Annotated in this window: 13 protein-coding genes; 4 read left to right on the plus strand and 9 right to left on the minus strand. The window is 62.6% G+C overall.

Annotated elements, in window-relative coordinates:
- Positions 1 to 88: 88 nt before the first annotated feature.
- The 3 genes from ASE80_RS25435 to ASE80_RS25445 are packed head-to-tail and all read right to left on the minus strand — an operon-like array spanning position 89 to position 4,632.
- On the minus strand, positions 89 to 1,492 hold the full coding sequence (locus ASE80_RS25435) for an efflux transporter outer membrane subunit (protein WP_056861344.1): 1,404 nt from the start codon (positions 1,490 to 1,492) through the stop codon (positions 89 to 91).
- On the minus strand, positions 1,485 to 3,458 hold the full coding sequence (locus tag ASE80_RS25440) for a MacB family efflux pump subunit (RefSeq protein ID WP_056861345.1): 1,974 nt from the start codon (positions 3,456 to 3,458) through the stop codon (positions 1,485 to 1,487). The genes ASE80_RS25435 and ASE80_RS25440 overlap by 8 nt, the downstream gene beginning before the upstream one ends.
- Before the next feature lies 1 nt (position 3,459).
- Positions 3,460 to 4,632: an efflux RND transporter periplasmic adaptor subunit gene (locus ASE80_RS25445; RefSeq protein ID WP_056861346.1), complete on the minus strand. Its 1,173-nt coding sequence runs from the start codon at positions 4,630 to 4,632 to the stop codon at positions 3,460 to 3,462.
- 256 nt (positions 4,633 to 4,888) lie between these two features.
- Here ASE80_RS25445 and ASE80_RS25450 point away from each other — a divergent pair, with 256 nt between their 5' ends.
- The 4 genes from ASE80_RS25450 to ASE80_RS25465 all read left to right on the plus strand — a co-directional run bounded on the left by ASE80_RS25450 (position 4,889) and on the right by ASE80_RS25465 (position 8,945).
- Positions 4,889 to 5,371, plus strand: a complete 483-nt coding sequence (locus ASE80_RS25450; RefSeq protein ID WP_056861347.1) for a sigma-70 family RNA polymerase sigma factor — start codon at positions 4,889 to 4,891, stop codon at positions 5,369 to 5,371.
- Between the two features lie 119 nt (positions 5,372 to 5,490).
- Complete coding sequence (locus ASE80_RS25455) at positions 5,491 to 6,828, plus strand: lysine N(6)-hydroxylase/L-ornithine N(5)-oxygenase family protein (protein WP_056861348.1); 1,338 nt, start codon at positions 5,491 to 5,493, stop codon at positions 6,826 to 6,828.
- A gap of 66 nt (positions 6,829 to 6,894) precedes the next feature.
- Positions 6,895 to 8,115: a putative DNA modification/repair radical SAM protein gene (locus ASE80_RS25460; protein WP_056861349.1), complete on the plus strand. Its 1,221-nt coding sequence runs from the start codon at positions 6,895 to 6,897 to the stop codon at positions 8,113 to 8,115.
- Positions 8,112 to 8,945, plus strand: a complete 834-nt coding sequence (locus tag ASE80_RS25465; protein WP_056861350.1) for a TIGR03915 family putative DNA repair protein — start codon at positions 8,112 to 8,114, stop codon at positions 8,943 to 8,945. The genes ASE80_RS25460 and ASE80_RS25465 overlap by 4 nt, the downstream gene beginning before the upstream one ends.
- 521 nt (positions 8,946 to 9,466) lie before the next feature.
- On the opposite strand, the gene ASE80_RS25470 is transcribed toward ASE80_RS25465, so the two are convergent.
- The 6 genes from ASE80_RS25470 to ASE80_RS25495 all read right to left on the minus strand — a co-directional run bounded on the left by ASE80_RS25470 (position 9,467) and on the right by ASE80_RS25495 (position 14,358).
- Complete coding sequence (locus ASE80_RS25470) at positions 9,467 to 9,964, minus strand: Lrp/AsnC family transcriptional regulator (protein WP_056861351.1); 498 nt, start codon at positions 9,962 to 9,964, stop codon at positions 9,467 to 9,469.
- Positions 9,965 to 9,968: 4 nt separating this feature from the next.
- Positions 9,969 to 10,799 (minus strand): ABC transporter ATP-binding protein, encoded by an 831-nt coding sequence (locus ASE80_RS25475; RefSeq protein ID WP_056861352.1) that lies wholly within the window; start codon positions 10,797 to 10,799, stop codon positions 9,969 to 9,971.
- Between the two features lie 3 nt (positions 10,800 to 10,802).
- Positions 10,803 to 11,516 carry an ABC transporter permease gene (locus ASE80_RS25480; protein ID WP_056861353.1) on the minus strand — a complete coding sequence of 238 codons (714 nt, stop codon included), beginning with the start codon at positions 11,514 to 11,516 and terminating at the stop codon, positions 10,803 to 10,805.
- Positions 11,513 to 12,214, minus strand: a complete 702-nt coding sequence (locus tag ASE80_RS25485; protein ID WP_056861354.1) for an ABC transporter permease — start codon at positions 12,212 to 12,214, stop codon at positions 11,513 to 11,515. The genes ASE80_RS25480 and ASE80_RS25485 overlap by 4 nt, the downstream gene beginning before the upstream one ends.
- Before the next feature lie 91 nt (positions 12,215 to 12,305).
- Positions 12,306 to 13,085 carry an ABC transporter substrate-binding protein gene (locus ASE80_RS25490; RefSeq protein ID WP_056861355.1) on the minus strand — a complete coding sequence of 260 codons (780 nt, stop codon included), beginning with the start codon at positions 13,083 to 13,085 and terminating at the stop codon, positions 12,306 to 12,308.
- A 226-nt stretch (positions 13,086 to 13,311) separates the two neighbouring features.
- Positions 13,312 to 14,358, minus strand: coding sequence for an ornithine cyclodeaminase (locus tag ASE80_RS25495; protein WP_056861356.1), 1,047 nt, complete (start codon positions 14,356 to 14,358; stop codon positions 13,312 to 13,314).
- Positions 14,359 to 14,365: the final 7 nt, after the last annotated feature.

Here is a 14,365-nt window from a genome sequence, read left to right on the forward strand (position 1 = left end):
GGCTGCCGTGTGAGGGCGGCTTTTTTACCAAGGACCCAGGGTCAAAGAATGTAGGGCGAATAAACGCTTTGTGTAGGAGTTTACAGTTTTATTGTCGGAGTTCCGTATTCCAGCCGCCGCCCAGCGCTTTGTACAAGGCAATGCTGGCTTGCAGCCGTGACAGCCGCAGCTGCACGTTCAAGTCCTGGGCGGCGTACAAGGTGCGTTGGGTTTCCAGCACCGTCAGCAAGTCCTCGGCGCCTGCCTGGTAGCGGCTCTCGGAGATCTGGAAGGCGGCTTGGGCCTGTTGCAGTTCTTCGGCCTGCCATTGGCGTTGCTGGTCCAGGCGCGTGATGCTGCTGAGGGCTTTCTCCACATCGGCAAAGCCGTTGATGATGGCGCCGCGATAGGTTTGCAGCAGCTCGTCCTGGCGGGCGCGGGCCTTGTCGCGCTCGGCGCTTAAACGGCCATTGTTGAAGATCGGCGCCACCAGCCCCGAGGTCAGGTTGTAGAACGGGCTGCGCAGGATGTCTTCGGCCTTATAGGCGCCGGAGCCGACTGTCGCGCCCAAGGTCACGCTGGGCAGCATCGCCGCGCGTGCCACGGTGACGTCGGCACTGGCCGCCGCCAGTTGCGCCTCGGCGCGGGCCAGGTCGGGGCGGCGGCTGAGCAATTGGCTCGGCACGCCGGGGCCAATGGTTGGCCAGGTCAGCGCCTGGAACGGCTCGGTGCCCAGGTCCAGGGCTTGTACGGGTTGACCGAGCAGGGCGGCGAGGGTGATCCGCGATTCTTCGGCCACTTGCGCAATCAGCGGCAATTGCCGTTGTTGGCCGGCCACCAGGCTTTTCTGTTGGGCCAGCTCCAGGGCGGTGGCTGCGCCTGCGTCGTAGCGGGTTTGCACCAGGTTCAGCACACTGCGCGCATTCGCCAGGTTCAGCTCGGCGATCTGCTGGCGTTGCTGCGCGGCGAGGGTTTGCGCGTAGCGGTCGGCGACGTTGCTGAGCAGGGTCAGTTCCACGGTGGCCTGGTCGAACTCACTGGCGCGCAGGCTTTGCAGGGCGCTGTCGCGGGCGGCAACGCGGCCGCCCCAGAAGTCCAGTTCATAGCTGGCGGTGAGGTTGGCACCGAAACTGTCGACGGTCTTGTTGCTGTCGGTGGCGTCCAACGAGGCATTGCCACTGCCGCGCAGCAGCTTTTCACGGCTGGCGGTGAGGTTGAACTTGACCTCAGGCAGCAACGGCGCACCGGCAATCACCGCACTCGCCTGGGCCTGGCGCACCCGTGCCATGGCGGCGGCCACGTCATAACTGTCGCGTCGTGCCTGGTCGATCAGGCGGTTGAGCGGCGGGCTGGCGAAGTGTGTCCACCAGCGTTGGTTGGTCGCCTGGGTGGCATCGCGTTCGGCGTACTGCCAGGCGGGCGGCGCCGCGAGGCCGCTGTCGACACTCGGCGGGTTGCCGGTGCAGGCGTTGAGCAACAGGCACACGCCCAGCAGGGAAGATCGTTTATTCACTGGTCAACGCCTTAACCGGATCGAGCCGGGCAGCTTTACGGGCCGGCATAAAGCCGAATACGACACCGGTGACCAGCGCACAGCCAAACGCGCCAAACACCGCCACCAGGGAAAATTGCACCGCCACCTCGGCCAGTATCAGCACGCCGCCCACCAGCAGCGCGAGGGCGATGCCGAACAGGCCGCCGACCACCGAGAGCATCACCGCCTCGGTGAGGAACTGGCGCAGGATGTCGCGCTGGCGCGCGCCGGTGGCCATGCGAATGCCGATTTCGCGGGTGCGTTCACGCACCGTCATCAGCATGATGTTCATCACACCGATCCCGCCCACCAGCAGGGAAATCGCCGCAATCGAACCGAGCATCAGCGACAGCGTGTTGGCCGTGCGGGCTTCGGCCTGGATCATCGCGGCGTTGTTGGTCAACTGGTAGTCACGCTTACCGTTGTGCAGCTTGAGCATCAGCTGATCAATGGCCATTTCAGCCTCATGGACCTTGCGTGCATCGGCGGCGGCGATCGCCACGTATTCGGGGTTGTACGTGCCGAACAGGCGCACGCTGGCGGCGGTGTAGGGGATCGCTACGCGGTCATCGCTGTCTTTATTGCCGGAGGCGGAGCCTTTTTCGGCGAGCACGCCAATGACCTGGAAGGGCACGTTTTCGATCAGGATGTATTGGCCGATGGGGCTGGCGACGTTTTTGAACAGCTTTTCGCGGATACGGTGGCCGATCACCGCGACGGTCGCGCCGACGCGCTCGTCTTCCTGGGTGAAATAGCTGCCTTCGACCACCGGCCAATTGAAAATGTCGGGGAAGTTGACGTCGTTGCCACCCACATAGGCCAGGTAGTCCAGGTTGCCGAAACGAACCCCGGCGTCGTTGCCGTTGACCGGCATGATGCGCTTGACCTGGGGCAACATCGCCAGTGCCGCGACATCGTTGAGGGTCACGATACCCGGCGGCGTGCGCGGGTTGGGCGAGGAGCCGCTGAGGTAAATGATATTGGAGCCGAACGCGCCCATCTGCGCCATCACCTGGCGCTTGCTGCCTTCGCCGACGGCCAGCATCACCACCACGGACGCCACGCCAATCACGATTCCCAGCAGCGTCAGCGCGGTGCGAAAACGATTGATCCACATCACCCGCCAGGCTGCGCGTATGGCATCGAGCAGTTCGGCTTTCCAGGCACCATTGTGCTCGGCACCGTCGGCCAGGCGCTGGCGCAGGTCGACGGCTTGCAGCGCGTCGCTGTTGGCGGTGACCGGCACATGGGTGTCACTGTGCGCCGAGTCGCTGATGATCAGGCCGTCGCGGATCTCGATGATGCGGTTGGCCCGCGCCGCCACTTCGCGGTCGTGGGTAATCAGGATCACCACATGGCCCTGGTTCGCCAGTTCGTCCAGCAGGGTCATCACCTCGGCGCCGCTGTGGCTGTCGAGGGCGCCGGTGGGTTCGTCGGCTAGGATGATATGCCCGCCGTTCATCAGCGCGCGCGCGATCGACACCCGTTGCTGCTGACCGCCGGAAAGTTGGTGCGGGCGGTTGGCGGTGCGGTCGGCCAGGCCCAGGCGCGTGAGCAGGGCTTTGGCTCGGGCATGTCGCTCGGTGGCGCTGATACCGGCATAGATCGCCGGCATCTCGACGTTTTCCTGGGCCGAACCGGACGGAATCAGGTGGTAGCCCTGGAACACAAAACCAAAGGCTTCGCGGCGCAGCCAGGCCAGTTCGTCGCTGCCCAGGTGCGCGACGTTTTCGCCGGCGAACAGGTAGTCACCCTCGGAAGGGCGGTCGAGGCAGCCGAGGATGTTCATCAACGTGGATTTGCCGGAGCCGGAGGCGCCGACGATGGCGACGAATTCCCCGGCATGGATCGACAGGTCGATCCCGCGCAGCACGTCGACCTGCGGGCTGTCGCCGCCGCCGTAGGATTTGCGGATGTTCTTGAGTTCGATCAGCGGCGTGGTCAACTCAACCCCCGTTGCCGTCGGCTGGGCCGATCAACACGTGATCGCCCTCGCTGAGGCCGTCCAGCACTTCGACGCGCAAACGGTCACTGATGCCCAGGCGCACGTCGCGCGCTTCGATCGAGCCGTTTTTTGCCACCACGCGGGCGGTTTGCTTGTCGGTGCCGTGGCTGCCGAGCAAGGCCGCGACCGGCACGGTGAGCACATCCTTGACCTGGCTTGCGACAAAAAACACCTGGGTGGTCATTTCGGCCATCAGGGCATTGTCGGCGTTGTCCACATCCAGCAGCACCGTGTACAGCACCACGCGGCCGCTGCCGCTTTTGCTGGTGCTGTTGGGGCTGCCGTTGCCCTGGCTGGTTTCATTCAGGGGTTTGGGCGGGATCGGCAGGATCTGGCGCACGGTGCTGGTCCAGCGCCGGCCGCCGCCGCTGAGCGTGGTGAAATAGGCCGTCATGCCGGGTTTGACGTGACCGATATCGGCTTCGGAAACCTCGGCCCATACAGTCATCGGCGACAGCTTGGCGATGCGCAGGATCAGCGGGGTTTGCTGCTGGGCGTTGAGGGTCTGGCCGACGCGCGCATCTACCGCCACCACCGTGCCGCTCATCGGCGCGAAGATGCGGGTATAGCCCAGTTCGGCCTCGTCGCTGCGCAGGCTGGCCTGGGCCTGGCGGATCTGCGCCTGGAACATGTCGACCCGTGCCTGGGTGGCGCTCAGCTCGGCCTTGGCGGTTTGCACGTCTTCTTCGCGGGTGGCGTTACCGGCCACCAGGCGTTGCTGGCGCTGGTACTTTTGGCGCGCCAGTTCGTGCTGGGCTTTTTGCTCCTGCAACTGGGCCTTGAGGTTGTCGATGGCATAGCGGCTGGCGTCGAGCTTGGCCTGTTGCGTGGCGGGGTCGATTTCTACCAGCAACTGGCCTTCTTTGACCTGGTCACCGGCCTCGACATGGATTTTGCGGATTTGCCCGGATGCCTGTGCGCCCACGTCGACATAGCGGCGTGGTTGCAGGGTGCCCAGCGCCGTGACGCTGTTTTCGATATTGCCACGGGTGACGGTGACGGTGGCGAGGCTGTCGCGGCCCGGCGGCAGTATCTGCCAGGCCGCCAGCGCAGCGATGGGAATCAGGCACGCGACAACCAGCAGGGCGCGTCGGGCGGGGCGAGGGCGTTTCATGCGTTGTGTCCAGCCGGGAATAGGGGCCGCAGTTGCGGAGGGCTGACAGTTATACGAGGAAATTGCCCGACAATTTAGGCGCTTACACAGGTAGTAACAGCTCTGTCGAATAAAAAAATCGACGGTTGATGCAAGACTTCTTTAAAAGTAGATGAGAATTACTATAAATTGCACGCACTCAAACTGCCATCATCCATGGCCTGTCGTCGTTAGCACTCAAGGATCAGATGCCGTCCCCCCAGGACGGTCGGGAGTCATGTTGGAAAACTACTATCGCGAGCTGGTGTGTTTCCTCAACGCCAAGCTGGGCAACCGTCAGGTGGCCGAAGATGTGGTGCATGACGCCTATGTGCGGGTGCTGGAGCGCGCCAGCGATACGCCGATCGAACAGCCGCGCGCATTTTTGTACCGTACCGCGCTGAACCTGGTGATCGACGGCCATCGGCGCAATGCCTTGCGCCAATCCGAGCCCCTGGAGGTGCTGGACAGTGAAGAGCGCTTCGCCACCTGTTCGCCCCACGCCAGTCACGATCAGGCCCAGCGCCTGGCCCTGCTCGAGCGTGCCCTGGCGGAGCTGCCCAGCGCCTGCCGCGACAGCTTCCTATTGCGCAAGCTCGACGGCCTTTCTCACCTGCAAATCGCCGAACGCCTGAGCATTTCCCGCAGCCTGGTGGAAAAACATATCGTTAATGCCATGAAGCATTGCCGGGTGCGCATGCGCGAGTGGGACGCGCACTGATCGCAGATTAGTTAAATTTTATTTCATTGTCCTCGTTTCCTATCAACACATGGCCTGTTGTTCAGGCTTTGCAGGTATTCCCGCCCCACCGCCAAGGGGCTTATCCAGAGGACACTGGAATGACACAGGCAATTGCTTCGCCCGCGGTTCACGACCTGATCGGGATCGGTTTCGGCCCTTCGAACCTGGCGCTGGCCATCGCCCTGCAGGAGCGTGAAAAAGCCCAGGGCAAACTGGACGTGGTGTTTCTCGACAAGCAGGCCGACTACCGCTGGCACGGCAATACCCTGGTGACCCAGAGCGAACTGCAGATTTCGTTCCTCAAGGATCTGGTGACGCTGCGCAACCCCACCAGCCCTTACTCGTTCGTCAATTACCTGAAGGCCCACGACCGCCTGGTGGATTTCATTAACCTGGGCACCTTTTACCCCTGCCGCATGGAGTACAACGACTACCTGCGCTGGGTCGCCGTGCAGTTCCAGGCTCAGGCGCGGTATGGCGAGGAAGTGCTGGCCATCGAGCCGATCCTGCACCAGCAGCAGGTTGAAGCGTTGCGCGTGATCTCCCGTGACGCCCAGGGCGAACAGCATGTGCGCACCACCCGCTCGGTGGTGGTCAGCGCCGGCGGCACGCCACGCGTGCCGGAAGCGTTCAGCGCGCTCAGGGATGACGGCCGGGTGTTCCACCATTCCCAGTACCTCGAACGCATGGCCCGGCAGCCGTGCGTGGAGGGCAAGCCTATGCGCATTGCCATCATCGGCGGCGGGCAGAGCGCGGCCGAAGCCTTTATCGACCTCAACGACAGCTTCCCGTCGGTGCAGGTGGACATGATCCTGCGCGGTTCGGCGCTCAAACCGGCGGATGACAGCCCGTTCGTCAACGAAGTGTTCTCGCCGGCCTTTACCGACCTGGTGTTCCAGCAAGTCGGCGCCGAGCGTGAGCGCCTGGTGGCCGAGTACCAGAACACCAACTATTCGGTGGTCGACCTGGACCTGATCGAGCGCATCTACGGGATTTTCTACCGCCAGAAAGTCTCCGGTATCAACCGCCAGGCCTTCCGCACCATGACCGTGGTCGAGAAAGCCACGGCCGGGCCGCTGGGCATCGAACTGGTGCTGCGCAACAACGCCAACGGCGACACCAGCGTCAGCCATTACGACGCTGTGATCCTGGCCACCGGCTACGAGCGCCAGATGCACCGCGAGCTGCTGGCGCCCCTGCAAGCCTATATGGGCGACTTCGAAGTGGCCCGCGACTATCGGATCGTCACCGACGAGCGCTGCAAGGCCGGTATCTATATCCAGGGCTTCAGCCAGGCCAGCCATGGGTTGAGCGACACCTTGCTGTCGGTACTGCCGATTCGGGCCGATGAGATTGCCGCCTCGCTGTATGAAAACGATCGTCACCGTGGCAAAGCGCGCTCGGTGCAGGATTTGCTGCTGGCCACCGCCAGCTGACAAGCTGTACTTGTGACATGTGGGGCTGCCTGATACTGTACAAAAAACCAGTATCGGTAGCCCTTCATGCAGTTGATCGAAAAACTCAGCATCCTCGCCGACGCCGCCAAGTACGACGCCTCCTGCGCCAGCAGTGGTGCGCCCAAGCGCAGCTCCGAGGGCAAGGCCGGGCTGGGTTCTACCGATGGCATGGGCATTTGCCACAGCTACACGCCGGACGGGCGTTGCGTGTCGTTGCTCAAGGTATTGCTCACCAACTTCTGCCTGTACGACTGCCAATACTGCGTCAACCGCCGCTCCAGCGACGTGCCCCGTGCGCGTTTCAGCCCGGAGGAGGTGGTCACCCTGACCCTGGACTTTTACAAACGCAATTGCGTCAGCGGGCTGTTTCTGAGCTCCGGCATCATTCGTTCGGCCGACTACACCATGGAGCAGTTGGTTCGGGTCGCCAAACTGTTGCGCGAAGAGCATGACTTTCGCGGTTACATCCACCTCAAGACCATTCCCGAAGCCGACCCTGCGCTGATCGCCGAAGCCGGGCGTTATGCCGATCGCCTCAGCGTGAACATCGAGTTGCCCACCGACGCCAGCCTGCAAACCCTGGCGCCGGAGAAGCAGATCGGCTCGATCAAGCAAGCCATGCAGACCATCTACACCGGCGAGCAGACGGTGTTCAACGAGCCGCGCGCACCGCGTTTTGCACCGGCGGGGCAGAGCACGCAGATGATCGTCGGCGCCGATGACACCGACGACAGCACCATCCTGCATGGTGCCGAGGCGCTGTATGGCAACTACAAGCTGCGGCGCGTGTATTACTCGGCGTTCAGCCCCATTCCCAACAGCCCCAAAAGTGTGCCGCTGGCCGCGCCGCCGCTGATGCGTGAACACCGCCTGTACCAGGCCGACTTTCTGCTGCGCAGTTACGGTTTCAGCGCCAATGAACTGTTCGAAGGCCCAGGCCATCTGGCCCTGGATATCGACCCCAAGCTGGCCTGGGCGCTGGAGCACCGCGAGGTGTTCCCATTGGACCTGAACCGCGCCGAACCCACGCTGATCGCGCGTATCCCCGGCATTGGCCTGCGCACCACCCAGCGCCTGGTCGACCTGCGCCGCGAACGCAAGATCCGTTTCGAAGACCTGGCCCGCATGCGCTGCGTGCTGGCCAAGGCCAAGCCGTTTTTCATCACCAGCGACTACCATCCGCAACAGGCGGACAGCACCAGCGTGTTGCTGCGCGAGCAACTGCGCGACCGACCGCAGCCGCAACAGATGGGGCTGTGGGGATGATCAGCCTGGAATGCGACAACCTCTTCAGCACCTGGCGCGAGCAGGCGCGCTGGCTGCTCAGCCATCAGGTCGACCCCAGCCAGGTGAGCTGGGGCGAGGCCGAAGTGGCGGACCTGTTTGCCACGGACGAGCCTGTACCCGAGCAGCTCGGGCCGTTTCAGGCGCGCATTCCCAAGGCGTTGCTGGAGTTGTTGGAATCGGCCGCCTGTTACCACGGTGATCAGCGCTGGAGCCTGTTGTACGAGGTGTTGTGGCGTGTCAGCCACGGCGACCGCACCGCGATGCTGGCCGGGGACAAGCTGGGCAGTGAGTTGCAACGGCGCATCAAGCAGGTCAGCCGCGAAGCCCATCACCTGCATGCGTTTGTGCGGTTTATTGCCCTGCCTGCGGAGGCTGGGCCACAGCTGCCGGAGTATGTGGCGTGGCATGAGCCGGCCCATGACATCTTGAAGTCCGCCAGCCAGCATTTTGTCGGGCGCATGGGCCGCCATCGCTGGATGATCGCAACACCCCTGGACGGCGTGTATTACGACGGTGAGCAGTTGATTCATCAACGCCAGTGCCCCGAAGCCTGGCAACAGCTGGCGCAGAATGTCGAAGACCCCCACAGCGCGATGTGGCTGACCTACTACAGCCATATCTTCAACCCGGCGCGGTTGAACCCCAAGGTGATGGAAGGGCATTTGCCCAGCCGGTTCTGGAAGAATCTGCCGGAGGGCAAGTTGATACCGGGGCTGATCAGCGAGGCGCGCACGGGCAAGCAGAAGGATGGGCAGGCGAAGCTGATCGGGGCCAGGCCGGGCAAGAAAATCTCAAGCGGGCACGCTTAAAAATGTGGGAGCTGGCTCGATGATCGTTCCCACGCTCTGAGCTGATCGGGGCCAGGCCGGGCAAGAAAATCTCAAGCGGGCACGCTTAAAAATGTGGGAGCTGGCTCGATGATCGTTCCCACGCTCTGCGTGGGAATGCCGCCCTGGACGCTCCGCGTCTGCTTTGAGGTCGTGACGCGGAGCGTCACTGGATGCATTCCCACGCGGAGCGTGGGAACGATCTATGGGCAGGCGAAGCTGATCGGGGCCAGGCCGGGCAAGAAAATCTCAAGCGGGCACGCTTAAAAATGTGGGAGCTGGCTCGATGATCGTTCCCACGCTCTGAGCTGATCGGGGCCAGGCCGGGCAAGAAAATCTCAAGCGGGCACGCTTAAAAATGTGGGAGCTGGCTCGATGATCGTTCCCACGCTCTGCGTGGGAATGCCGCCCTGGACGCTCCGCGTCCGCTTTGACGCCGTGACGCGGAGCGTCACGGGATGCATTCCCACGCGGAGCGTGGGAACGATCTACGATCTATCGCTCTATGCCAGTTCGGTCGCGGTGTTTTTGACCACCGCCAACTCCGGATGCGCCACCAACTTATCAATGTGCAACTCATCATTATTCAACCAAGTCTCCGTCAGCACCCGGTAATGCTCCATATCCCGGCAGCGCATGCGCAGGCTGTAGTCGAACGGCCCGCTGATCAGTTGGCACTCGAACACCTGCGGGCAGGCTTTGACGCACGCCTCAAAGGCCTTCTGCGCCGAGCGCCCGCTCTGATTGGACAAGGCCACCAGCACCAGCAGCGACAGCCCCGGCGAGACCATCTGCACATCGATGATCGCCCCATAACCACGGATCACCCCGCGTCGCTCCAGCTTGCGCACCCGCTCCAGGCACGGCCTGGGTGTCAGGTGCACCAGCGATGAAAGCTTTTCGTAGGTGATACGCCCCTGGTGACGCAACACGTCGATGATGGCCTCGTCGATGCGGTCCAGCGAGGGGGAAGAATGGGGTCCGTGGGCCTTGGTATCCATGAGTTCACTTCAAACGGTTGGAAAGAAATTGCTGCAAGCGTTCGCTGTTGGGGTGGTCGAGAATTTCGGCGCCGCCTTGTTCTTCGACCCGGCCCTGATGCAAAAACAGCACTTGGCTGGACACCTGGCGGGCAAAGCCCATTTCGTGGGTGACCATCAGCATGGTACGACCTTCCTCGGCCAACGTCTGTATGACTTTGAGGACTTCTCCTACAAGTTCCGGGTCCAGCGCTGAGGTCGGTTCATCGAACAGAATAATTTCCGGCTCCATCGCCAATGCCCGTGCGATGGCCACGCGTTGTTGCTGGCCGCCGGACAGAAACGCCGGGTATTGATCGGCCACGCGGCCGGGCAGGCCGACCTTGTCCAGATACAGGCGTGCGCGCTTTTCCGCTTCGGCCGCGCTGACGTCCAACACCCGGCGCGGCGCCATGGTGATGTTTTCCAGCACGGTCATGTGGCTCCACAGGTTGAAGTGCTGGAACACCATGGCCAGGCGCGTGCGCAAATTCTGCAGTTGTTCCTGGTGCGGCGCGCGAGTGCCGGCGCGGCCCTGTCGCATTTCGATGCTGATGCCGTCCAGGGTGATGACCCCGGCATCCGGCTGTTCGAGAAAGTTGATGCAGCGCAGCATCGTGCTTTTGCCCGAGCCGCTGGCGCCGATCAGGCTGATGACGTCGCCGTTGCGTGCGTTGAGGGACACGCCCTTGAGCACTTCGTGGTCGCCGTAACGTTTGTGGATGCCTTCGACTTGAAGCTTGATCGCAGCGGTTGCCGGTTGGGCAACGGGTTCGTCAACAGGGTAAGCGGCCAGGGCCTGCGCGGACTGATTCATGGGTTAGCCTCGGGTAGGAACAAGAAAACGCATCCAGCGACGTTCGGCCAGTCGGAACAGGCCCACCAGTGCAAAGGACAGCAGCATGTAGAGCAGGGCGGCGATGCCAAAAGCCTGGAACGTCAGGAACGTTTCGGCATTCGCGTCACGGGCGACCTTGAGGATATCGGCGACGGTGGCGGTAAACGCCAGCGAAGTGGCGTGCAACATCAGGATCATTTCATTGCTGTAGGCCGGCAGCGCACGGCGCAGCGCGGCGGGCACCACCACAAACAGGTTGAGGCGCCAGCCGTGCAGGCCATAGGCACGCGCGGCTTCGATTTCGCCGTGGGGAATGTTGCGGATCGCCCCGGCGAAGATTTCCACCGTGTAGGCGCAGGTGTTGAGCACAAACGCCAGCAGGGTGCAGTTGAGCGCATTACGGAAAAACTGATTGAGCAGCGCGTTGTCCTGCACCACCTCCAGGCTGTACAGCCCGGTGTAGCAAATCAGCAACTGGATATACAGCGGCGTGCCGCGAAACAGATAGGTGTAGACCTCCACCGGCCAGCGCAGCCAGACGTGCTGCGAGACGCGCGCCAGCGCCAGCGGGATCGACAGCACAAAACCTGCGACCACCGAGATGATAAACAGCCACAACGTCATGGCGACCCCGGACAACCCTGTGCCATCGCTGAACAGGTAGGCCAGGCCGTATTGCTGGAACAGTTCGATCATCGCGCCATCCCCTTGATGCCGAGGTTGTAGCGCCGTTCGAGGCGCTTGAAGAGGCGGTTGGAGAGGGTGGTGATCAGCAGGTACACCAGGCCCGCGAGGATCAGGAAGTACAGGGGCTCATTGGTGGTCTTGCCGGCGTTTTGCGCAGCCTTGACCAGGTCCGACAGGCCAATGATCGACACCAGCGCCGTGGACTTGAGCAGCACCAGCCAGTTGTTGCCCAGGCCCGGCAAGGCAAAGCGCATCAGTTGCGGGAACAGCACCAGGTGAAAGCGCTGCCAGCGGCTCAGGCCGTAGGCGGTGGCGGCTTCCAGTTGCCCGGCCGGCACACTGAGAATCGCGCCGCGAAAGTTCTCGGTGAAATACGCGCCGTAGATAAACCCCAGAGTGATCACCCCGGCGGTAAACGGGTCGATTTCAAAGTAATTCCAGCCGAACACTTCGCTCAGGTCGTTGAGCCACAGTTGCAGGCTGTAGAAGATCAACAGGATCAGCACCAGGTCCGGCACGCTGCGTATCAGCGTGGTGTACAGGGTGGCGGGCACGCGCAGCCATTTGGCGCTCGAAAGCTTGGCGCCGGCGGCGATCAGGCCCAGGGCGAGGCTCAGGGTCAGCGCCAGCAACGCCAGCTTGAGCGTCATCCAGGCACCCTGGGCCAGCATCGGGCCGTAGCCTTGCAGGTTGAGGAGTTCGTTCATTGAGGAGATCTCGATCAAGCACAGAGATTAACGGTGGGAGCTGGCTTGTGTGGGAGCTGGCAAGCCAGCTCCCACAGGCGCCGGGGTGGGCCTATTCGTTGTAGATATCCTGATCGCCGAAGTACTTCTTCTGGATCTGCGCGTAGGTGCCATCGGCCTGCACGGCGGCGATGCCTTTATTGATCAGCGCACGCAGGTCGGCGTCGTTCTTGCGCAGCCCCATGGCGATATCCAGCGGCAAGGTCGGGTCCTTGAAGGCCGGGCCGCTCTTGTAGTCGGCGCCTTCAGGCTTGGACAGAAAGTTGAGTTGGGCTTCGAGCTTGTCGGTCAGGGTGGCGTCGAGGCGGCCGTTTTGCAGGTCGGCGTAGTTCTGCTCCTGGGACTGGTACGCCTTGATCTGCGCGCCAAGCCTGGCCAGGTGCGCACGTGCATAGGCTTCCTGCAGTGAACCTTGCAGCACGCCCACCTGCTTGCCTTTGAGCGACTCCGGCGTGTCGCCGAAGTCGGCGTTTTTACGGGTGATCACCGAGGTAGGGCTGAGGAACAGGCGGTCGCTGAAGTCGATGACTTTCTCACGCGCCGGGGTCACGGCCATGGACGACATGATCGCGTCGAACTTGCGCGCGCGCAGGGCCGGGATCATGCCGTCGAATTCGTTGTGCACCCAGGTGCATTTGACTTCGAGCTTGGCGCAGATGGCGTTGCCCAGCTCGATATCAAAGCCTTGCAGGCTGCCGTCGGCGGCGACGGACTCAAAGGGTGGGTATTCGGGGAAGACGCCGAAGCGGATTTCTTTCCAATCCTGGGCGTGGGCAGCGCTGGCGCACAGTGGCAACAGCAACGCGGCGAAGAGTGATCGCAATGGAGTCATGTGACAGTCCCTATATTTTGTAATTGATGTCAGGGCGGTGAATCGCTGGGAGCAGAGAATGCTTCATGGTGGTGCGTTTTTTGTGTCGTTTACCCCGTGCATAAAGCGCAAATTGCGCTGTTAAAAAGCGCAATGCAGCGGATTCGGCTGCTTGACCCGCGAAATCGGCTTTTCAGTGATGAAAGTCTGGCCCGCCCTCAGCGCAAAGCGGCAGGCCAGAGCGGTTTCAAGCGCGCTTTTTGTGCTGCGCGCGGGGCTGTTGGGCCAGGCGCGCAAACAGGTCTTTCGGGTCGGCGAGGTCCGGCACCAGTTCAAGTGTGCTGCCCACATCCAGCGCCTTGGCCACGTCCAGCACGTAACGCAGGGCCGAGTAGTCTTCGATGGCAAAACCCACCGAGTCGAACAGCGTGACCTGGCGCGCGTTCTCGCGGCCGGGCTGCTGGCCATTGATCACTTGCCACAGCTCGGTCACCGGCGAATCGTGCGGCATGTGCTGGATTTCACCTTCGATGCGGCTTTGCGGTTCGTACTCGACGATCACCCGGGCGCGCTCGACGATGCGGCGGTCCAGCTCGGTTTTACCGGGGCAGTCGCCCCCCACGGCATTCAGGTGCATGCCCGGCTCGATCATGTCGTCGGTGAGGATGGTGGCGTACGCCTTGTCGGCCGTCACGGTGGTGACAATGTCCGCGCCTTTGACCGCTTCGGCCACGCTGGCGGCCAGGATCACCTTGATCGCCGGGAACGCCTTGAGGTTGGCCGCCAGCTTGGCAGTAGCCTTGGCGTCGATATCGAACAGGCGGATTTCGGTGATGCCGAGCATGGCGTGGAAGGCCAGGGCCTGGAACTCGCTTTGCGAGCCGTTGCCGATCAACGCCATGCTGCGGCTGTTGTCGCGCGCCAGGTAGCGGGCCACCAGGGCCGAGGTGGCGGCGGTACGGATCGCGGTGGTGAGGGTCATTTCTGCCAGCAGCACCGGCTTGCCCGTGTCGACATCGCCGAGGGCGCCGAAAGCCATCACCGTGAGCATGCCGGCCAGGGTGTTTTTCGGGTGGCCGTTCACGTATTTGAAGGCGTACAGCGAGGCGTCGGAGACCGGCATCAGCTCGATCACGCCGTCCGGCGAATGGTTGGCCAGGCGCGCGCATTTTTCGAAGTCCTGCCAGCGCAGGTAGTCGGCACGGATGTATTCGGCCATCTCGCTGATGCAGGTTTGCAGGCCTTTTTGTGAAACCAGGTAGCTGAGGTCGTTGACGTCGATATAACGGGTCATGGCAAGA

The sequence above is a fragment of the Pseudomonas sp. Leaf15 genome (assembly GCF_001421425.1).
In the GTDB taxonomy this organism is placed as follows: domain Bacteria; phylum Pseudomonadota; class Gammaproteobacteria; order Pseudomonadales; family Pseudomonadaceae; genus Aquipseudomonas; species Aquipseudomonas salomonii.

Bases quoted from the DNA above. Each gene is read 5' to 3' on its own strand.
- ASE80_RS25445 (WP_056861346.1), bottom strand. From the start codon at position 4,632: ATGAAACGCCCTCGCCCCGCCCGACGCGCCCTGCTGGTTGTCGCGTGC.
- ASE80_RS25450 (WP_056861347.1), top strand. From the start codon at position 4,889: ATGTTGGAAAACTACTATCGCGAGCTGGTGTGTTTCCTCAACGCCAAG.
- ASE80_RS25455 (WP_056861348.1), top strand. From the start codon at position 5,491: ATGACACAGGCAATTGCTTCGCCCGCGGTTCACGACCTGATCGGGATC.
- ASE80_RS25460 (WP_056861349.1), top strand. From the start codon at position 6,895: ATGCAGTTGATCGAAAAACTCAGCATCCTCGCCGACGCCGCCAAGTAC.
- ASE80_RS25465 (WP_056861350.1), top strand. From the start codon at position 8,112: ATGATCAGCCTGGAATGCGACAACCTCTTCAGCACCTGGCGCGAGCAG.
- ASE80_RS25470 (WP_056861351.1), bottom strand. From the start codon at position 9,964: ATGGATACCAAGGCCCACGGACCCCATTCTTCCCCCTCGCTGGACCGC.
- ASE80_RS25475 (WP_056861352.1), bottom strand. From the start codon at position 10,799: ATGAATCAGTCCGCGCAGGCCCTGGCCGCTTACCCTGTTGACGAACCC.
- ASE80_RS25480 (WP_056861353.1), bottom strand. From the start codon at position 11,516: ATGATCGAACTGTTCCAGCAATACGGCCTGGCCTACCTGTTCAGCGAT.
- ASE80_RS25485 (WP_056861354.1), bottom strand. From the start codon at position 12,214: ATGAACGAACTCCTCAACCTGCAAGGCTACGGCCCGATGCTGGCCCAG.
- ASE80_RS25490 (WP_056861355.1), bottom strand. From the start codon at position 13,085: ATGACTCCATTGCGATCACTCTTCGCCGCGTTGCTGTTGCCACTGTGC.
- ASE80_RS25495 (WP_056861356.1), bottom strand. From the start codon at position 14,358: ATGACCCGTTATATCGACGTCAACGACCTCAGCTACCTGGTTTCACAA.